The sequence below is a fragment of the Pedobacter quisquiliarum genome (genome assembly GCF_014642175.1).
Lineage (GTDB): Bacteria > Bacteroidota > Bacteroidia > Sphingobacteriales > Sphingobacteriaceae > Pedobacter > Pedobacter quisquiliarum.
The window spans coordinates 217,418-238,753 of the sequence record NZ_BMIL01000001.1 but is presented as its reverse complement, the minus strand read 5'-3'; the positions used below and the strand labels follow the sequence as shown (position 1 = coordinate 238,753).

The window sequence follows — 21,336 nt, the reverse complement described above, 5'->3', positions numbered from 1 at the left end:
GTTTTTGTCTAATAATTAAAAGCAAAAGAGCCCGGAACAAGTTCCAGGCTCTTTAATACCACAAACGAATTGTTACGGGTTAAAAGTAATTGAGGTATAATAGATTGCGCCAACCATTGGGTTTCCAAAAGAAGTGCTATAATATTTATTAAGTAGGTTTGAACCACCGAATTTAAGCGTAGAATTTATCGACGGCACTTTCAGGCTGATCTGTCCATCCAGGGTTCCAAATGCAGGCACGTCGCCGGAGCCGAAAGTTGAATTCCAGGTGAACTTTTCTTGCCATCTGTATTGCAGATTGAAGCCCACGTTCTTCACGATCTCCCGATTTCCAAATCCGAAATTATACCTGACCTCAGGGGTATTAAAAGTATTGATGAAGTTTGTAGGTATATCGCTGATCTTGTTGTAAGAAACATTTCCACTAAGGTTGTACTTACCGAACACATAATCCAGTCCGAAGGCACCACCGTAAGTTTTTACGTCATCTGTTAAGTTTACAGGAACATTAAATTTAACTGCTGTCGCCAAAGGATTCTGGTATATCTCTACAGCACTGATGAAATCACTGTAAATGCTGTAATAGCCATACATATCGATCAGTAATTTAGATCCAAGAAGCCCTTTATAGCCCAACTCATAGGATTGTACACTTTCCGGACGAACGCCGCGTGCATCGAAAGTATAGGTTTGAAGCACTGCAGGATTAGGTGCTCCCGAAGCAGCTGAAGCTAAAAACGCGCGGTAACTGTCTGATGTAACTGCAGGATTGGTAACCAGTCCATACTTGCTCAGCAACTCAGGCAAGCCACCGATCAAACGTGTCGCGCCGCCACCTACGGCAAGGTCAATGTACTGATCTTGTGTAGTTGGATTCCGATAGCCGGTCTGATACGAAGCACGAATGTTATTGTTCGGCGCTACAGTTAACACACCGGTAACCCTTGGTGTAAAACGGCCTTCAAAGTTCTGACTCTTATCATAACGTCCTGCAAAAGTCAGCTTTAGCTTATCATTGAACATCCGCTTACCAATCTGTCCAAATGCACCATATTCTTCAATCGTGATATCACGTGTGGCATCGTCGAAGATGGTTCCATCCGAGTGCAGGAAGTAATTTCTGTAAGAAGCACCCACTTGAAACTCCACCACGTTATTAAATAGATTGGAGAAGTTGTACATACCCTCATAATGGTATAAGTTGGTTTTGTCATTAAACTTAGCACCATTTTGCGGCCCGATCGAACGTTGCGTAATGGCGATTTTCGCACTTTCGAACCCTGGCGTACCAGGAATTAATCGACCCGCATCCGCTTGTGACCGTGCAAATTGTTGTGCCGCAGCATCTGGCTGTCCCGCCGCAACTGCACCAATGTAATTGCCAATATATTGCGGGAACCACGTTGTTGATGGTTTCCACGCTTCATTGATAAACGTTCCAAGAATGGTAGCGTTGTAGGCGTCGCCTGATCTTTCCTGCGTGGTATAAGCACGTAAAAAGAAGTCAGATCCTTTAAGCTCCAGCTTGAACTGCCCGATAGAAAAGTTCCGGAGTGAATAGCGGTCAGTACCGGTGTACACCGAGGTTCCTGTTCCCCAATTCACCTGCCCGATTGCTTCTAGCTTATCGTTAAATCTATAGTGCAAGGAAGTTGTCGTCTTCAAAGACTTGGTGTCATAATCTACCAGGTCCTGTTCCGCATACCCTGTTCTGGATACCGCCTGATTTGGAATCAAATTATTCCCCAAACCAACATAGAACGGCAAATAGTTCTGAACCGCTGGACGTAATGCCGCTGGTAACCCCGCGATAAATCTCGCCTGATCCGCTGGCGTCGCTCTTGGTGTCAATTGCTGATCCATTAAGTTCTTTATGTTCAGCGTACCACCTGTTGCTTGCAAGATACCCGCGATCGTCTGATTTTGAACACTCTGCGCCACGTTGATCATGTTCTGACTGATCTCATCACCATAAATGTTAACCCCGTCATAATTCGGGTCCGTGTTCCGGTCACCACCCTTCAGTTGCCTTGCGGTTCTGTCGAAGTTCCGGGTATCGGTCGCACCCCAGTCTTTAGCCTGCAGAAAAGAAAAAGTGGTCTTAATACCAAACTTGTTGTTCCAGGCTTTTGCCAGACGCACATCCATCTGATTAAACTGCTGTGTGCCGGTATTATCATCATTCACATGGTTGATACCTGTTTTGAACGCAAAACTTGCACCCTGATAGTCATACGGGTTCTTTGAAGTCATCAATAAAGTACCATTGATACCACCTGCGCCATACAATGCAGAAGCCGCACCAGGCAAAAGTTCCACATTATCCACGTCCAGCTCGGAAAGGCCCACGATGTTACCAACACTAAAGTTCAGCCCCGGAGCCTGGTTGTCCATCCCGTCAACGAACTGGTTGAACCTCGTATTACCGTTGGAATTGAAACCTCTGGTGTTCACGGATTTGAAAGTCAAACTTTGTGCACTCATCTCCACCCCTTTCAGGTTCGCAAGTGCATCATAGAATGTAGGCGCTGGTAAATCCCGTACTGATGCCGCACTGATGCGCTCAATGGAAACAGGAGACTCCAAAATGCGTTCCGGTGTTCTTGAAGCGGAGATGACAACTTCCTGTCCAAGGAAGGTCGACTCCTCCAGTTCAACGCTCAGGTTTGTTGCTGCGCCGTTTACCTGGCGCTCCACCGTACCATAACCTACGTAGGAAAACACCAATGTCGCGGATGCGCTACTGGTCGTAAGTGAAAACTGGCCATTCTGATTTGATGCTGTGCCGGTTGTTGTACCTTTTACGTTGATGCTAACGCCGGCAAGGGGTGCCCTGGTCGACTTGTCTGTTACCGTACCGCTTATAACAATGTTCTGGGCCTTCGCAAGCATAGCTGTGCCAAGGACCATCATAAGCATACAGAGTGCTCTGGTAAGTTTCTTCGTCATACAATAAGTTTATTTGGTTTGTGTACTTAAATATAAAAAACTTTTACTCAAAACAAATAAATTTCCAAACGGATAACCGCCTGTATAACTGCACTAAAAGCTGATGTGAAGCAGAAATATTAGCATTTATGGTTCAAGAATCAACATCCATTCGCCTTTCGGCGAACAATGATTTAATTTTCAGGAAATATAATCCGGTTGCACTTTGTAATCTACAGTCATTATTATAAATTGGCCCGAACCAAGTATTCCCATCATTTTATCAGCTTAATGATTCAGCAAATGAACAAAGTTAAAGCGTTTCTCTGCCTAGCGGTACCTGTTTTATTGATTTACGGCTTCAACACCAAATTCGGAGATCTCCCACCCATTCTTAAATTCCTCAACCCTTACGACGGATTCTGGCAAAATGCAGAAAGCATCAAGATAAAGCCTGAGCAGAAAATCGTCTTGAAGAATACCAATGCAGATGTTGAGATCATCTTCGATGATCGCATGATTCCACACGTTTTCGCCAGTAACGACTATGACCTGTATTATGCTCAGGGGTACGTCACCGCAATGCACCGTCTTTGGCAAATGGATTTTCAAACCCGGTACGCTGCTGGTCGTTTGTCAGAAGTAGTGGGCAAGAAAGCCATAGAACTTGACCGCTACCAGCGCCGACTGGGTATGGTCTATGGTGCAGAAAACTCCCTTAGCGGGATGATGGAAGATCCTACATCCAAAAAGATGGTACTCGCATATACGGCGGGTATCAATGCCTACATTCACAGCCTTAGTCAGAAAGACTTACCCATTGAATATAAGATCCTCGACTTTAAACCTGAAGATTGGACACCCCTGAAATGCGCTTTGTTATTAAAGCAAATGTCAGCGGTACTGGCTATGGGTTCAGACGAGTTCTATATGACCAACATTCTGAACAAGTTCGGTCCGGAAGTGACTGCAAACCTGTTCCCGGACTACCCACTTAAAGAAGACCCAATTATACCTAAAGGTACGACCTGGGATTTCGAACCGCTACCGGTGCCGCTGCCCCCTGGAACCTTCAATCAAATGGCAAACAGCAGCATCAAAACCACCCGTCGCGTGGAGGGCATCGGCAGCAACAACTGGGCAGTGTCCGGCGAAAAGACGCAAAGTGGTAAACCCATTCTCGCAAACGACCCGCATTTAAACCTTACGCTGCCTTCCATCTGGTACCAGATCCAACTTCATGCCCCAGGTGTGAATGTCTACGGCGTCTCTCTTCCTGGTGCCCCAGGTGTGATCATCGGCTTTAATCAGCGCATCGCATGGGGGGTAACAAATGTTGCTGCCGATATACTTGATTATTATCAAATCAAGTTCAAGGATGATAGCCATAAACAATACTGGTACAACAATGGCTGGAAAAATACCAGCAGCCGGGTCGAAAAGATTCAAATCAGAGGTGAACAAACCTTAGCAGATACCGTCGTTTACACGCACCATGGGCCGGTTGTATACTTTCAAAAACCAGATCTAAGTCTTGCCAAGCCCGTGCCAGTAGGTAACGCATTGCGCTGGATCGCACATGATCAGTCGAACGAACTGATGACCTTTTATCGTCTGAACCGTGGCGCAAACTATGCGGACTACCGTAAGGCACTAACCTTCTACACGGCACCTGCACAGAACTTCATATTCGCTTCTGCAGATAATGACATAGCAATCACTGCCAATGGCAAATTCCCTTTGAAGTATAAAAACCAGGGTAAGTTCATTCTCGACGGCAGTGACCAACAGAACGACTGGCAAGGCTGGATTCCTGCAGCACAAAATCCAACGGTCAAAAACCCACCGCGACATTTTGTAAGCTCCGCAAATCAATCGTCAACCGATCCGAGTTATCCTTATTACATCAACTGGGAATTCGCACCCTATGAACGTGGAAAGCGGATTAACGATAAACTCAGCATGATGAAGAACATCACTGCAGATAGCATGCGCGTTATGCAAAGTGACGCTTACGGTGTTTTTCCGGAAAATGTGTTGCCAACTTTGTTGCCGCTACTCGACCGCGGTAATTTAAACGCCACCCAAAAAGAAGCCTTCCAAACGGTTCAAAAGTGGAACTACCACTATAACGCAACTGAAATTGCACCAGGGATATTTGATCTGTGGATGGATCAACTCAATAAATTAATCTGGGATGATGAATTCGAAGTTGACAAAGTGCCGATGCGTAAGCCTTCCAGAGATCGTACCGTACAGATGATTACCAAAGAACCAGATGCTAAATGGTTCGATAACGTAAACACACCGGAGCAGGAAACCTTGAAAGCACTTGCCAACGCTTCTTTTAAGTTCGCTTGCGACAGTCTGGAGCGTAAGTTTGGTGTTATCGGAAAACATTGGTCCTGGGCAAATGTAAAACGTAGCCATGTGCCCCATCTTGCAGCAATCCCAGGCTTTGGCTCAAAAACCCTGATGATTGGCGGATCCAAGAGCACCATCAATGCCCTTAGCGAATCCAATGGCCCATCATGGCGGATGGTTGTAGAACTTGGAGACACCCCAAAAGGGCATGGTGTATTCCCAGGAGGGCAATCTGGTAATCCTGGAAGTCCTTTTTACGACAACATGATCAACACCTGGGCAGAAGGCAAACTATACGATCTCTTTCTGCTGAAAACTGTTAATGATGCTTCAGTAAAACCACTCACCCGATTAAAAATCTCGAAAAAATAACATGGTCTTTTTAATTATTCTAATCGTTTCGCTCCTGTTGCAATTTTTTCTTCCCTGGTGGATTATCGTCATTGTGGCCTTCCTTACCTGCGCCATCCTTGGGAAAACAGCTAAAATCGCCCTATGGGCACCATTCTTTGCGATCTTAATACTCTGGACCGGGATGGCCTTGTTTAAAAGCATCCCAAATGATCACATGCTTGCAAAACGCGTCGCAGAGATGCTGGGCGTTAACAGCTGGCCTTTGGTGTTGCTGATCTCCGCTATGCTTGGTGCATTTGTAGCTGCAGTGAGTGGATTTTGTGGCTACCACTTCCGTAAAGCCATGATCAAGCCCAAAACCAATACGCAAACTGCATAATCTTCTGTATTTTTGTGCCGTGGAGAACATAGAAGAACGCATTTTCAACATCAGCACGCCGGAAGCATTTGAAGATACCGCATTGAGGGTTTTTAAACATCAGGCGGCGAATTGCCAGGTTTACAACCTTTATTTACATCACCTTAAAGTAGATCCTGCTGCTGTGACGCAAGTGTCGCAAATACCATATTTACCAATCGCATTCTTTAAAAGTCACGAAGTAAAAAGCAGCACAGCCAGTACCGAGATGACCTTCTTTAGCTCTGGAACAACAGGACAAATCCAGAGCCGGCACTTAGTGACAGATCTTAAGGTATACGAAGAAAGCTTCGGTCGCGCTTTTGAGATGTTCTACGGCAAACCAGAAGATGCCTGCGTCCTGGCACTGCTCCCCTCTTATCAGGAACGGGAGGGCTCATCTTTAATCTACATGGTAGATGCATTAATCGCCCAAAGTAAACATCCGAAAAGTGGCTATTTCCTGCATAACAATCAGGCACTATACGAAACACTGCTACAGCTAAAATCCCAGGGGCAACGCACCATACTCATCGGTGTCACCTATGCCTTGCTAGATTTCATTGAAGAATTCAATTTGGATTTTCCAGCGTTGATCATCATGGAAACAGGTGGCATGAAAGGTAAACGTAAGGAAATGGTGCGTGAAGAGCTTCATGAGTTACTTACCGTAGGCTTCGGTGTTCCGGCCATCCATAGCGAATACGGAATGACAGAACTCCTGTCACAAGCCTACTCCTATGGTGAAGGTATCTTCAACTGTCCTCCTTGGATGCGCATTGTGCTTCGCGATACCAACGATCCGCTTAGCCTGCTACAAAATAAAACAACTGGTGGCATCAACGTTATTGACCTCGCCAACATCAACTCCTGTAGCTTCATCGCTACGCAGGATCTGGGTAAAGTGCATCCAGATGGTTCCTTTGAGGTACTCGGCCGCTTCGACAATGCCGACATTCGCGGCTGTAATTTACTCGTACAATAAAAATCAGTGCCCGTTCCGCAACGAAGTTTCAAAATCATATGTATAAAAAAAGCCGCAGTAGATTAACACTGCGGCTTTCTTGTAATAAGGAATATGTTAATCCTGCACCGTTATCAGGAAGTAGTTTTTCTTGCCTTTTTGAACGATGATGTATTTTCCATTCAACAAATCGGCTGTGCTATACTGCTGACCTGCATCTGCGGGCTTTGCTTTATTAATACTCAATCCACCGCCCTGAATCGTTTTCTTCACTTCTCCTTTCGATGGGAAAATATTGGTCTGCTCTGCTAATAAGGTACCAACATCCAAACCTTGTTCCAGTGCAGCTTTAGCTATATGGAACTGCGGAACGCCGTCAAAAATCTCCAACACCTGCACATCATTCAGGGTAGCGAAGAAGTCCAGAGAGCCATTGCCAAACAAAAACCCTGATGTCTTAATTGCCGTTTCAAGCGCAGCCTCAGAGTGTGTACGCACGGTAATATCTTCCGCTAAGGCCTTCTGAAGAATTCTTAAATGTGGCGCCTGGTCGTGCTCCTTCTCTAACTGCTCAATCTCTTCTTTAGTCTTCAAGGTGAATATTCTGATCCATTTTTTCACATCTTCATCAGACGCATTTAACCAGAACTGGTAAAAACGGTAAGGAGATGTTTTCTCCGGGTCTAACCATACCGCGCCACTCTCCGTTTTACCAAACTTAGTACCGTCGGCTTTTTTAATCAACTGCGTTGTAAGTGCATACGCCGTACCATTGTCTTTACGACGAATGAATTCCGTACCTGTAACGATATTGCCCCATTGGTCAGATCCACCCATCTGCAATATACAATCATGATGCTTCCACAAATAGTAAAAATCATAACCCTGTATCAACTGGTAGCTGAACTCAGTAAAGGATAGACCCGCACCTGCCTCACCATTCAAGCGCTTTTTAACGCTGTCTTTGGCCATCATGTAGTTCACCGTAATGTGTTTACCAACATCGCGAATGAAATCCAGAAAGCTGAAATTCTTGAACCAGTCGGCATTATTAACCATTACCGCATCATTACCGGTCGCTCCGAAGGTCATGAATTTGCTTAACTGCGCCTTGATGCCGTTCAGGTTGTGCTCCAGGCTTTCCTCTGTTAAAAGATTCCTTTCTGCAGACTTACCTGATGGATCGCCAACCATTCCGGTAGCGCCGCCCACCAATGCATAAGGCTTGTGCCCTGCACGTTGGAAGTGTATCAAAGTCATGATTTGCGTCAAATGTCCAACATGAAGCGAATCTGCCGTCGGATCAAACCCGATATACCCGGCACACATACCTTCATTTAACTTCTCCTCGGTATTCGGCATGATGTCGTGCAACATGCCTCTCCAGCGTAATTCTTCTACAAAATTGGTCATTATCGTAACTTTTGGCGCAAATATAGGAAAAGCCTGCTTAAAAAATTTCTACTTTTAAGGCGATGAACTTCCTCTCCCACTATTACTTCGAGCGTAACAACCCAGATCAGTTTGTGGTCATGGGTGTGGTATTGCCCGACTTAATCAAGAATGCGGACAAGTTCTGGAACATTCATCCACAGAAAACACCCGCGCTTTTCCAAGATCAGCAAAGCCAGGCCTCCATCCTTCGTGGATGGAACAAGCACCTGGAGGTAGACAACTACTTTCACACTTCCGAGTTCTTTAAGACCGAAACCGCTAATCTGAAGAAGCTCATCTTACCCTGTGTCACAGCAGGCCCGGTGAAGCCATTTTTTCTTGCGCACATTGGTCTCGAACTGATGTTAGATCACCTGCTTTTGCATTCAGGCATGATCAACATCGAAACTTTCTATCTGCAGTTGCAGCAGGCAAACTCTACCGCGCTACGCGAATTTCTCGCTAAAGCGGAGATCCCGGATCAGGGAATCTTTGACGTTTTCCTCAATGACTACCTCGACAGTAGGTACCTTTTCAGCTACCAGAAGCTACACAACATCAGTTATGCGCTTAAACGCATCTGCATGCGCGTATGGGAAAATCCTTTTACGGAGGCACAAACAGAAATGCTGACGCAGAAGCTGGATGAATACTGCCCGGAACTGGAATCGCGATTTATGACCATCTTCAACGAATTGGAAGAAAATCCTGCTATAAGAGCGATTTAACTACGATTTTGTATCTTCGTTGCATGTCTGCAGATCGTATTAAAGATACCATGGATGCAATGGTTAAGGAACTTAATCAGCATACTTACAACTACTATGTCTTGGCAATGCCCACCATTGCGGATTATGAATTCGATAAAAAGCTGGAAGCACTTGCTGCACTGGAGAAAGCACACCCCGAATTTGCAGACCCGAACTCCCCTACACAGCGTGTCGGGGGCGACCTCACCAAGAATTTCATAACTGTTAAACACAAGTGGCCCATGCTTTCGCTTGGGAACACTTATAACGAGCAGGATCTGCGTGACTTCGACGACCGTATTCGCAAGGCACTCGGCAGCAACTTTGAATATGTCTGTGAGTTAAAGTTTGACGGCCTGTCCATCAGCTTGACTTACGAGCATGATCTCCTTGTGAGAGCGGTCACCCGCGGTGATGGCACACAAGGTGATGATGTGACAACCAACGTTAAAACCATCCGGAACATTCCACATAAACTTAAGCACCAGAACCATCCCGAGATCTTTGAGATCAGGGGGGAGATCTTTATGCACCGTGCCGCTTTTGAGCGCCTGAACAAAGAACGTGAGGAACTCGGCGAAATGACCTACGCCAATCCAAGGAACTTCGCCGCTGGCACCATCAAAATGCAGGACTCTGCGGAGGTAGCCAAAAGACCATTGGATGCAGTTTTTTACTCGCTGAATACCGATCGTACGCTCTTTCAAACGCATCTGGAAAGCCTGAATGCGGTAAAATCCTGGGGCTTCCACGTGAGCGAACATTCGAAACTAGCCTTAAATATCGATGAGGTACTTGAATTCATCCAGCATTGGGAGAATGAACGATTCAAAATCGGTTACGACATCGATGGAATCGTGATCAAAGTAAACAACTATGGCCAGCAACAGGAACTAGGCTTTACTGCCAAATCCCCGCGCTGGGCAATATCTTATAAATACAAGGCTCAGGAAGTTGAAACCTTGCTCAACAAAGTAACTTATCAGGTTGGCAGAACCGGCGCTGTAACCCCTGTGGCGAACTTAAAGCCAGTGCAACTTGCAGGCACAACGGTAAAACGCGCCACCCTGCACAATGCAAATGAAATTGAACGTCTGGATCTCCATGAAGGCGACACCGTTTTCGTTGAAAAAGGCGGAGAGATCATCCCTAAAATCATCAATGTTAATCTGGATAAGAGACACCCGGATGCGCAGAAGATCGTTTATCCAACCACTTGTCCCGAGTGCGGCAGCACCCTGATCAGAAATGAAGGTGAAGTTGCTTTTTACTGCCCAAATGATGAGGGCTGTCCACCACAGATCGTTGGCAAGATGCAGCACTTCATCGGACGTAAAGCCATGAACATTGATGGTGTGGGCGATGAAACGGTTGAAAACTTCTATAGACAGGGATTGGTGCGGCACATCAGCGACTTATACACGCTTAAAGATCGTGAGGCAGCGCTTAAAAACCTGGACCGCTTTGGAGAAAAGTCGATTGTCAACATGCTGAATGGCATTGAGCAATCCAAGAACATGCCTTTTGAGAAAGTGCTTTTTGGATTGGGCATCCGGTATGTTGGCGAGACCGTAGCGCGTAAACTTGCATTCGCGATAAAGACGATAGATCGTTTGATGAACGCTACTGTAGAAGAACTAACCGCGATTGATGAAATCGGCCAGCGAATTGCCGAAAGCATTGTGGAATATTTCCATAAACCAGAGCACATTCGCCAGATCAGCTTACTCCGCTCATACGGACTGCAGTTTGAAGCGCAGGAAAGTACAATAAAGCTGCAAAGCGATAAGTTTACCGGAAAAACATTTGTAATTTCGGGTGTCTTTGAAGGTGTTAGCAGAGACGAGTTAAAAGAACTTATAGAGGCCAACGGCGGTAAAATGCTCAGCAGTATCTCTGCGAAACTGAATTACCTGGTCGCAGGAGATAACATGGGTCCTTCCAAACTTGAGAAAGCACAAAAATTAAAAATTCCAATGATCAGTCATCAGGAATTACTAGAGATGTTGAAATAAAAATAATGGAAAAATTTCATGGAACAGGTGTAGCCTTAGTTACACCATTTAAACAAGATCGATCAGTTGACTTTGATGGTCTTAGAAAGCTGATTAACCATATGGTGGACGGCGGTGTAGATTACCTGGTTTCTTTAGGTACCACCGGTGAAACCACTACCCTAACAAGCAAGGAAAAGGATGCAGTCTGGGCTTTTACAGCTGAAGTGAATGATGGACGCCTGCCTTTAGTTGCAGGAATCGGCGGCAATGACACCGCAGCAGTAACAAAGACCATTAAAACATTTGCGCATCTTGGATATGATGCTATTCTTTCGGCAAGCCCGAACTATAATAAACCCACTCAGGAAGGTATCTATCAACATTATAAAGCCATAAGTGAGGCTGCAACTTTGCCAATCCTGCTGTATAACGTGCCCGGTAGAACTGCCAGCAACGTAAGTCCGGAGACAACCTGCAGACTTGCCCACGAATTCAAAAACATCATCGGTACCAAGGAAGCTTCCGGGAGTTTCGACCAGTTCAATCAGATCATGCGGGATAAGCCAGCAGACTTCATGCTGATCTCCGGAGACGATCCGGTAGCCATGCCAATGATTGCCATTGGGGCTGTAGGGGTGATCTCTGTCGTGGGTAACGCGCTGCCAAAACTAATGTCTAATCTGATCAGTTTGTCGCTTCAGGGCGACTTCAAAAGAGCCCTACCCTTACACTTGAGCTTAATTGAATTTACCCGGTTGATCTTCTCCGAAGGAAATCCTGCTGGTGTAAAAGCAGCCCTTAAACACCTGGGCATCTGCGGCGATGGGGTGCGTTTACCACTTGTACCCGCATCAGAAGCTTTAACAGCAAAGATTGCCGAACAAATACAAAAGATCCAAGGCTAAACGCACCAAGATGCACACCTGGCCCTCAATGACCAGACACGAACAGTCAGCGCATCTAGCATAACAATAATATATTGACCTTTTAAATGCGCTTAATAAAAAAGCCCTTCAGAATCCTGAAGGGCTTTTATTTTTTTAGCTATGTTAAGCTTCTACAAATTTATTGTCTTTGTAATAGCCACTTTTTAGTTTATCAGACACTTCGCTGAACGCATCTAAGGTTCTTTGAACATCTTCCAGCGTATGTACAGCCGTTGGTATTAACCTAAGCTCGATCAATCCTTTAGGAATCACCGGATACACCACGATTGAACAGAAGATGCCGTAGTTTTCACGAAGATCCATCGTCAAAGCAGTTGCTTCCTGTAGTTCACCTTTCAGGAACACTGGCGTTACCATGGTATTCGTTAATCCAAGGTCAAAACCTCTGGCTCTTAAGCCATTTTGAAGGCTCATCGCAATGTTCCAAAGGTTGGCTCTTAATTCATCATTGTTTTTAAGCAGCTCCAGACGCTTAAGCAAACCAATTACCATAGGCATAGGCAGTGCTTTCGCAAATGTCTGTGAACGCATGTTATAACGCAAGAAGTTGGTAATCTCTTCAGTAGACGCGACAAACGCGCCAATACCAGCCATAGATTTTGCGAAAGTTCCAAAATAAACGTCCACCCCTTCTATACAGTCTTGTGCTTCATGCGTACCAGCACCAGTTTTACCCATAGTACCAAAACCATGCGCATCGTCAATAAGCAAACGGAAGTTGTACTGTTTTTTCAGTTCAATAAGCTCCCTTAGCTTACCTTGTGCACCTGACATGCCGAATACACCTTCCGTAATCAAAAGGATACCACCGCCACTTTGCTCTACAAGTTTTGAAGCACGCGCAAGTTGTTTTGCCGCACTGTCAATGTCATTATGTTGATAAACAAAACGTTTACCCATGTGTAATCTCAAGCCATCAATAATACAGGCATGCGACTCACCATCATATACAATTACATCATTCCGATCAACCAAAGCATCTATAATAGACACCATACCCTGGTAACCATAGTTAAGCAGGAATGCATCAGGCTTACCTACAAAAGCTGCAAGTTCACGCTCCAGCTGCTCATGGTACTTCGTGTTTCCAGACATCATTCTCGCACCCATAGGGTATGCCATCCCGAAGTCTGAAGCCCCCTGTAAGTCAGCAGCTCTAACTTCCGGGTGGTTAGCCAATCCTAGGTAATTATTCAAGCTCCAAACCAGGTGCTCCTTACCACGGAAAGTCATATGAGGACCTAATTCTCCTTCTAACTTAGGGAAAGAGAAATATCCATGAGACCATTTCTGGTGCTGGCCAAGCGGCCCCATATGTTTTGTAATCTTTTCAAAAATATCCAATGTATTATGTTTTTAAGGTTATTCTATTGTCGCAAATTTAAGGTTTATAAGCCTTATTTACAACTATCTACTTACAAGAGCGCCAGCGGATTCAATATTGCAGTTTACCAAAAAAGCCTTAAAGGGTTTAATCCTTAAGGCTTTCATTTCTGTTGATCATTATTTAATCCACATTGTCGTGAAGGAACGAGTTATTTGGACGAATTTCCGTTGATCCGTCTTCATCATTACTCAAGGTAAATCTTGATACCTGAGACTCTGATGAATGCTGAACTTGTTGTAGTTGCATCTGTTTTCTTTTGTAAGCAGGTTCATTTTCAAGTTCCTGCAAACCGTTTGCCGTACGCAACTTCATGCTAAGATCCTTTAACCTTAAGATCCTTTCTTTTGATTTTTTCAGCTGATCTTCCATAGACTCATCCGTCTTGTAATCATCCGCACCCGCTTGCTGAACCTCTGGCTTGCTTGCTGGTTGCTGATTCGCACTGAAGTCTGCAATTGGTTTTTCAAAAGTGAAGTCGGTTTCAGAAACCTTTACTTCAAATTCAAAGCCTGGCTCCGCTTGTACTTCATTTGGATATACTTCCTCCTCAATCAAGGTGTGTTTAATCACATTTGAATCCTGATCATCCGTTCTTCTGTTTTTCGGACCATTCATCATGTCCCCAAACATATCAGACTGTGCCTCTTTGGCTTTCATCACCGGCTCCATGCTATGCACTTCTGCTTTAGGTGCCATAAAGGTATTTACAGGCTCAATTGGCTTTACCAATGGTGCCTCTTCAGGTGTTAACAATGAGATCTTTTTAACGTTCTTTTTGTCTTGCGCACGTTGCTCCGTGGTCTGGAATCCGGTAGCGATAATGGTTACCGATAAACGGTCTTCCAGGTTCTCATCAATACAGTTACCCCAGATCAAATCGGCAGATAAGCCTGCTTTATCCTGAATGTAGTCTGTAATAATGGCAACCTCATCCATCGTTACTTCATTGATACCTGAGCTGATGTTCAACAGGATGTACCTTGCACCTTCAATTTCATTATCTTTCAGCAATGGCGAAGCAAGTGCACCTTCAACAGCCACCAACGCACGATTTTCGCCGCTTGCAGAGTAACTACCCATGATGGAAACACCACTGTCTTTCATTACTGTACGAACATCCTTGAAATCGACGTTGATATAACCCGGTACGGTAATGATCTCTGCAATCCCTTTAGCTGCTGTTGTTAAAATATCATCAGCCTGTGCAAATGCAGAACCCAGGGTAAGGTTTCCAAAGATCTCCCTTAAGCGATCATTCGAAATCACCAGGTAAGAATCTACGTATTTCTTTAGTTCATCTAAACCATCTTCCGCCTGCATCTTTCTACGCTTCCCTTCAAACGAGAAAGGCGTCGTGATGATTGCAACGGTTAATATATCAAGCTCCTTTGCAGCCTGTGCTATAATCGGACTGGCACCTGTTCCGGTACCACCCCCCATACCTGCAGTAATAAACAACATCTTCGTTGTATTACCAAGCATGACTTTAATATCTTCTATGTTCTCTATTGCAGAGTTCTTACCTACTTCCGGAATTGAACCCGCGCCCATTCCTTCTGTTAGACTCGAACCCAGTTGCACCTTATTAGGAATCGGACTAGACTCTAATGCTTGTGCATCTGTGTTACAGATGATGAAATCAACACCTGTTATTCCCTGACGGTACATATGGTTTACCGCATTACCACCACCACCGCCAACACCAATAACTTTGATGATGGACGATTTATCTTTTAACATTTCGAATTGCATATCTTTCAGAATCAGTAGATTAAAATTAGGTTATACCTTTTCATCTCCAAATGTAATATTAACATTTTTTAACATACGTTTTCCACATGTGTTAATAATGTGGAAAACTTCCGTATTGTTGAAAATCTAAGGTTTTATATAGTCTTCATCACTTACATTCATATCGTCTTTAATGAAGTCTTTAGTCTTGGCAAGTAGCTTGTCAAACAGGCCACTTCCACTTTTCTTAGGCTTGTCTTTTGCCTCTTTTGGCTTCTCTACAAATACCCCCGGCTGCTTCATTTCTTCCACCAATTCTTCCGCTTTCTGAATCCCTTTGATCAGCAAACCAACACTGGTTGCGTACATCGGACTTTTTAGATCATCATAAATGGTTTTCGGCATATCTTCATACTTTGCCAGGTGCTCATTCGGATAACCAACTCTGCAGTCTAATCCAGTTACGTACTCTACCAACTGCGGCAAGTGTTTAAGTAAAGAACCGCCACCTGTAATCACAATACCACCAATCAATTTCTTCTCGTAACCTGAAGATTTGATCTCGTAATAGATGTGCTCTATAATTTCTTCCATTCTCGCCTGAATAACATAGGCCAGGTTCTTAACGGAGATTTCTTTAGGCTCACGTCCCCTTAGTCCAGGTACGCAGATAATCTCGTTGTCTTTATTTTCTTCGGCCAGGGCAGAACCGAATCTTGTTTTAAGCAGCTCCGCCTGGTTACGCATTACGGAACAGCCTTCACGGATGTCTTCCGTAACACTGTTACCACCGAAAGGAATTACCGCAGTATGACGGATAATGCCTTCATGGAAAATCGCAATATCTGTTGTACCACCACCGATATCAACCAATGCAATACCGGCTTCTTTTTCTTCGTCACTCAACACAGATTCGGAGGAAGCTAATGGCTCCAGAATTAACTCCTGTGTCTGTAAACCGGCATTCGTTACGCAGCGCATGATGTTCTTTACCGCCGTTACTTGTCCGGAGATGATGTGGAAGTTTGCTTCCAGACGTACACCAGCCATTCCAATCGGGTCTTTGATTCCTGGCTCGCTGTCTACAGTAAATTCTTGTGGCAATACATGGATGATTTCTTCTCCTGGGGGCATAACCAGTTTGAACATATCATCTATAAGTTTATCGATATCCTTTTTAGATATCTCATTGTTTAATTCTCTTCGCGTCAGAATTCCGCGATGTTGCAAACTTTTGATGTGCTGGCCGGCAATACCAACATTCACGACCCTAACTTCAACGTTAGATTGCCCGCTGGCAATTTCCACCGCCTGCTGAATGCCCTGCACGGTTTTCTGAATATTGGAAACAACACCGCGGGTAACACCCGCCGACTCCGCCTTGCCAATGCCGAGTACTTCTATCTTATTGTGCTGCGTTCTGCGGCCAACAATAACACAGATCTTGGTGGTACCAATATCTAATCCAACTACAATAGGTGATTGAATCGTAAATTTTTCTTTGCCCATAACTATATAAATTTGCTGCGTTTTGTATTTTGTTTGTTTTTCTGGTATCTGTTAATTATTACTGATCTGTTTAAGGATCTCATCCTTTACGATGGAGTCAAGCACCTTTCGTGTGCTCTTTATGCTGTCCACCGGACTTCTTGCTACCGGCACCGGGGGTTTATAGAGCGAATCAATCTTGTTTCTTTCACAAACCACCTGATTGGTGTATTTGATGTTGATTGTCTTATAGGCATCCCAGCCAACCGTTGGCATCGCCTGCTTATAAAATTCCCGAAGGTTACGCATTTTTAAAGGCAGTGCTTCTGCGTCCCCGAGGATTATCCGCTGATTACCCACCCTGGGTACCAGTTCAATATCTTTGTTTTCAGCAACGTAAAGTTGCTCAATTTGTGCGTCCCACAAAGTATCCGCACGAATAAATAATGCGGTTTCATACAAGTCCTCGGCAAGGCTACTTCTTAAGGTATCCAGGCGTCCGTTAAAGAACTCTGCGATGTTGCCATTTGCCACCAGCACGTTGGCGGTAAAGTTCGTCGAAACCGGCATTTTCAAACCTTCACGGTCCACATAGAAATCCTGCCCACCCGAATTGATGATCCGGAGTACAGGTTCCCGCTGCTCAATCTCAATATGAATAATCCCATTCATATCACCGAAAACCTTTGCCGACGCGATGTATGGATTCGACTTTATATTACGCTCAATTTCATCCAGGTTAATCTGATCCATCACCTTTCCGATCAGTATGCCCTGATTAACTTTCAGGATTTCATCAATCTCTTCCCTTTCGATAAAATTATCTGCGCCAGGGATCAGAATCTTCACGTTCGTACATTTTGTGGTATGCCGCTTTGTTTCAACAAAACTCATAAGCACCACTATCCCTGCCAGGCTTAACACCCAGGCGGTGGTTTTAAATACCAAATGCCAGCGGATCTTCTTAAGCATGATAAATTGCTTTTAAAGGTTCCACCAAGGTATCAATATCTCCCGCACCTACCGTCACCAGCAATGCCGGATACTTCACTTCAATGTAGCCGGTCACTTGTGCTTTATTCAAAATCTTCTTGTCCTGCAAGGTTACCTGATCCAGCAGGAACTCCGCGTTGATGCCTTGAATTGGCTGCTCCCGTGCCGGATAGATGTCCAGCAAAACCAAATCATCCACCGTGCTTAAAACCTCAGCGAAAGCCGCTGCAAAATCCCGCGTGCGGGTAAACAGGTGCGGCTGAAATATAACCGTCAGTTTCCTGCCCGGATATAGCTCACGTACTGCAGCAAAACAGGCTTTCAACTCTTCAGGGTGATGGGCATAATCATCAATATAAACATGGTCTGCCGTTCTTACCACATATTCAAACCGGCGTTTCACACCGGTAAAGTTTTCCAGTGCAGCTTTGATGGCTTCAGCCGTAATGCCAAGCTTCAATGCCACACTGATAGCCGCTAAAGCATTCTCTATGTTATGCCGCCCAGGCAGTAACATCTTAATACCTGAAATGTAGACCTCAGGGTTACCGTAATCAAAAACGAACTGCCCCTCTTCCACCCGGATGTTCATTGCGTATATGCCTTCCGTATGCTCAATGCCATATCCTTCGCCTTCAATAGGCAGGCCCCACTTGATGTATAAGCTGCCTTCAGGTTTAAGCTGACCAGCAAACAGTCGAAATGAATTTTGTAATTCGCTAGCATCTCCGTAAATGTCCAGATGATCTGCATCCATGGAGGTGATCACCGCGATATCCGGGTGCAGGGTTAAGAAAGAGCGATCATATTCATCGGCCTCTACCACCACTACATCATTCTGTCCCGCTAAGAAATTGCTGTTGTAATTACTTGCGATGCCGCCAAGGAAAGCCGTACAATCATGGCCCGTAGCTTTCAGTATATGCGCAATCATTGCTGAAGTTGTGGTCTTCCCGTGGGTACCCGCAACCGCAATGCAAAACTGCCCTGCACTGATGATCCCTAGAACTTCAGACCGCTTATACAGCTTACATCCAAGATCTTTAAAGTAATTTAAAATCGCTGCAGTCTTCGGAACAGCGGGCGTGTAAACGATTAGCGTATGTTCATCAGGCGTTTGAAATGCGGAACTGATCGCAGTAACTTCATCGGCATATACAATATCAATCCCCTCTTGTTCCAGTGCTGCACAAAGGGCTGTTCTGGTTTTATCATAACCACCCACCAGGCATCCACGCATAACAAAATAGCGGGCAAGCGCACTCATTCCAATGCCACCGATACCCACAAAATATACACGTTTTATTGCCTGCAGCTCCATCTTACAATCCCCTCCTCGTTAAGTTTAAAACTTCCTGCGCGATAATTTCATCGGCATTCACAAGCGCCATCTTGCCGATGTTTTCTGACAAAGCCTCACACTTAGAACCATCGTTCAGAAGATCCAATGCAGCTTTCACCAGGGTGTCTTCTGCTGATCGGTCTGCAATCATCAAAGCCGCCTTGTTTTTTACCAGTGCAAAAGCATTCTTCGTCTGATGATCTTCTGCAACATTCGGAGAAGGCACCAATATCACTGGTTTCTTGATCAGGCATAGCTCCGCGATGGTACCCGCACCTGCTCTGGATATAATTACATCCGCAGCAGCATAAGCCAGGTCCATCCGATTTAAAAACTCCAGAATGCGCACATTTGGATGTGGATTCGCACCTAGCCGCTCTATAATCCCTTTATAATAATATTTTCCAGTCTGCCAGATCAACTGCACATCCTGGTCTGTAATTTCTTTTAGATGCTTTTCCAGGCTCTTGTTCAGCGTACCGGCGCCAAGACTGCCACCTGTCACTAAAATCGTTTTCTTCAGTGGATCCAACTTCAATAGCTCCGCCCCGGCAAAGTGTTTGTCTTCAATGTCAACAACATCCTTACGCACCGGATTACCAGTTTTGATAATGCGATCTGCAGGGAAGAACTGCTCCATGCCGTCGAATGCCACACAAATCTTTGCTGCATTCTTACCCAGCCGTTTGTTCGTTACGCCAGCGTACGAATTCTGCTCCTGAATCAGGTAGGGTACATTTTTCCATGAAGCAGCCAACAGCAGCGGTCCGGAAGCATAGCCGCCAACACCTACCGCAGCATCAGGCTTAAAATCTGTAATCAGCTTTAAAGCCTTGCGCATGCTATCGAACATCTTATATGGCAGCGCCAGGTTCTTCACAATTGAGCCCCTTTGTATGCCTGCAATATTCAACCCGATTATTTTATAGCCGGCAGCGGGAATCATATCCATCTCCATTCTGCCGAGTGCACCAACAAACAGGATTTCACAGCCTGGCTCCATACGCTTTAGCGCATTGGCTATGGATATCGCCGGAAAAATATGTCCGCCGGTACCCCCTCCTGATATGATAATTCTTGTTGGTCTCATTTTATGATAATTATGCCATAGCTGGGATTTCTCCAACCACTACTTTTTTATTATTTTCTTCTACATCCCGGCTTACGCTTAAGATGATGCCAAAGGCAATACTGGTGAAAATCATCGACGTACCGCCCATGCTCACCAAAGGCAAAGGCACCCCCGTTACTGGTCCCAGTCCTACAGCTACCGCCATATTTGCAAATGCCTGAATGGTTAAGCTAAAACTTAAGCCGGCGGCGAGCAAAGCGCCAAACGCCTTGGGACTCTGCGTTACAATCCTGACACATCGGTAGAGCAATACAAGATATAGTATAATGATGACCAAGCCACCAATAAAGCCATATTCCTCTACAATGATCGCAAAGATAAAATCCGAGTACGGGTGCGGCAGGAAGTTACGCTCTATACTTTTTCCCGGACCCGCTCCAAAAACCCCTCCCTTTGCAAGGGCCATTTTCGCATGATCCGCCTGATAGGTTTTATCCGAATGTTGCAGCTCCGGATGCATGAACGACTGGATCCTTGATTTATAAGTTTCACGCCGTGGCCCCAGAAAAATTACAAACATCAATAACACCAGCCCGCCTGCACAAACCATTCCAATCTGCTTGATGCTGATCCTGCCGATGATTAATAATAGAATACTCACCCCGAACAACATCAATGCAGTCGACAAATTGGCTAGTGCGATTAAGATAAACACCACACACACAGAGCCCATTATGGGCAGGAAGGCCTTTTTTACATCTTTAATATTTTCTTGCTTCTTCGTAAGCATACGCGCTAAAAAGGTGATCAAGGCAAGCTTCGCCAAATCGGAGGTCTGGAAAGTCAACCCAATGAAGGGAATCTTCACCCACCTGGAAGCATCGTTGAGGCTCGTACCAAAAATCAAAGTATACACGAGCAAGGGTAGCGTAATGAGCATCAGCACCTTAGAGATCCCCGCATAATATTTATAGTCCAGCAAATGCGAAATGTAAATCATCGCTATACCCATCACAACAAAAATGATGTGTTTGGTCAACAGGATTTTTTCAACCGCTTTACCTTGTTTGTAGGCAAGTGTGCCCGTTGCACTGTATACTGCAAGGATCGAAATCAAAGACAGCAGGATTATGATCAGCCATATCCAGCGATCTCCTTTTGTTTTTTCCAATAGCGCACTTACCAACAT

15 protein-coding genes are annotated in these 21,336 nt (G+C 45.0%); 6 read left to right on the top strand and 9 right to left on the bottom strand.

Annotated elements, in window-relative coordinates; all coding sequences use genetic code 11:
- Window positions 1-72 precede the first annotated feature (72 nt).
- A complete protein-coding gene (locus tag IEW69_RS01020) occupies window positions 73-2,949 on the bottom strand; it encodes a TonB-dependent receptor (protein WP_188624956.1) in 2,877 nt (958 codons plus the stop codon).
- A gap of 282 nt (window positions 2,950-3,231) precedes the next feature.
- Here IEW69_RS01020 and IEW69_RS01015 point away from each other — a divergent pair, with 282 nt between their 5' ends.
- Genes IEW69_RS01015 through IEW69_RS01005 form a run of 3 tightly spaced genes read left to right on the top strand, consistent with a single transcriptional unit; the run spans window position 3,232 to window position 7,028 of the window.
- The gene (locus IEW69_RS01015) at window positions 3,232-5,664 is read left to right on the top strand and encodes a penicillin acylase family protein (protein ID WP_188624955.1); all 2,433 of its coding nucleotides are present in this window, start codon (window positions 3,232-3,234) and stop codon (window positions 5,662-5,664) included.
- 1 nt (window position 5,665) lies between these two features.
- Window positions 5,666-6,025: a hypothetical protein gene (locus tag IEW69_RS01010; RefSeq protein ID WP_188624954.1), complete on the top strand. Its 360-nt coding sequence runs from the start codon at window positions 5,666-5,668 to the stop codon at window positions 6,023-6,025.
- Window positions 6,026-6,044: 19 nt separating this feature from the next.
- Window positions 6,045-7,028, top strand: coding sequence for a LuxE/PaaK family acyltransferase (locus tag IEW69_RS01005; RefSeq protein ID WP_188624953.1), 984 nt, complete (start codon window positions 6,045-6,047; stop codon window positions 7,026-7,028).
- 96 nt (window positions 7,029-7,124) lie between these two features.
- On the opposite strand, the gene tyrS is transcribed toward IEW69_RS01005, so the two are convergent.
- Complete coding sequence (gene tyrS, locus IEW69_RS01000) at window positions 7,125-8,420, bottom strand: tyrosine--tRNA ligase (protein ID WP_188624952.1); 1,296 nt, start codon at window positions 8,418-8,420, stop codon at window positions 7,125-7,127.
- 62 nt (window positions 8,421-8,482) lie between these two features.
- Here tyrS and IEW69_RS00995 point away from each other — a divergent pair, with 62 nt between their 5' ends.
- Genes IEW69_RS00995 through dapA form a run of 3 tightly spaced genes read left to right on the top strand, consistent with a single transcriptional unit; the run spans window position 8,483 to window position 12,092 of the window.
- A complete protein-coding gene (locus tag IEW69_RS00995; RefSeq protein ID WP_188624951.1) occupies window positions 8,483-9,169 on the top strand; it encodes an ACP phosphodiesterase in 687 nt (228 codons plus the stop codon).
- A 23-nt stretch (window positions 9,170-9,192) separates the two neighbouring features.
- Complete coding sequence (gene ligA, locus IEW69_RS00990) at window positions 9,193-11,205, top strand: NAD-dependent DNA ligase LigA (protein ID WP_188624950.1); 2,013 nt, start codon at window positions 9,193-9,195, stop codon at window positions 11,203-11,205.
- A 5-nt stretch (window positions 11,206-11,210) separates the two neighbouring features.
- Window positions 11,211-12,092: a 4-hydroxy-tetrahydrodipicolinate synthase gene (dapA, locus tag IEW69_RS00985; protein WP_188624949.1), complete on the top strand. Its 882-nt coding sequence runs from the start codon at window positions 11,211-11,213 to the stop codon at window positions 12,090-12,092.
- Between the two features lie 144 nt (window positions 12,093-12,236).
- Here the strand turns inward: dapA and IEW69_RS00980 are convergent, their stop codons facing one another.
- The 7 genes from IEW69_RS00980 to IEW69_RS00950 form a co-directional block, all read right to left on the bottom strand.
- Entirely contained in the window at window positions 12,237-13,478 is a 1,242-nt protein-coding gene (locus IEW69_RS00980) for an aminotransferase class I/II-fold pyridoxal phosphate-dependent enzyme (protein ID WP_188624948.1), read from the bottom strand.
- Between the two features lie 163 nt (window positions 13,479-13,641).
- On the bottom strand, window positions 13,642-15,273 hold the full coding sequence (gene ftsZ / locus IEW69_RS00975; RefSeq protein WP_188624947.1) for a cell division protein FtsZ: 1,632 nt from the start codon (window positions 15,271-15,273) through the stop codon (window positions 13,642-13,644).
- A 126-nt stretch (window positions 15,274-15,399) separates the two neighbouring features.
- The gene (ftsA, locus tag IEW69_RS00970; protein ID WP_188624946.1) at window positions 15,400-16,761 is read right to left on the bottom strand and encodes a cell division protein FtsA; all 1,362 of its coding nucleotides are present in this window, start codon (window positions 16,759-16,761) and stop codon (window positions 15,400-15,402) included.
- Window positions 16,762-16,812: 51 nt separating this feature from the next.
- Window positions 16,813-17,712: a cell division protein FtsQ/DivIB gene (locus IEW69_RS00965; protein ID WP_188624945.1), complete on the bottom strand. Its 900-nt coding sequence runs from the start codon at window positions 17,710-17,712 to the stop codon at window positions 16,813-16,815.
- Window positions 17,705-19,054: a UDP-N-acetylmuramate--L-alanine ligase gene (murC, locus tag IEW69_RS00960; protein ID WP_188624944.1), complete on the bottom strand. Its 1,350-nt coding sequence runs from the start codon at window positions 19,052-19,054 to the stop codon at window positions 17,705-17,707. Before murC ends, IEW69_RS00965 begins: the two co-directional genes overlap by 8 nt.
- A 1-nt stretch (window position 19,055) precedes the next feature.
- Window positions 19,056-20,165, bottom strand: coding sequence for an undecaprenyldiphospho-muramoylpentapeptide beta-N-acetylglucosaminyltransferase (murG, locus tag IEW69_RS00955; RefSeq protein ID WP_188624943.1), 1,110 nt, complete (start codon window positions 20,163-20,165; stop codon window positions 19,056-19,058).
- A gap of 10 nt (window positions 20,166-20,175) precedes the next feature.
- Window positions 20,176-21,336 (bottom strand): FtsW/RodA/SpoVE family cell cycle protein, encoded by a 1,161-nt coding sequence (locus IEW69_RS00950; protein WP_188624942.1) that lies wholly within the window; start codon window positions 21,334-21,336, stop codon window positions 20,176-20,178.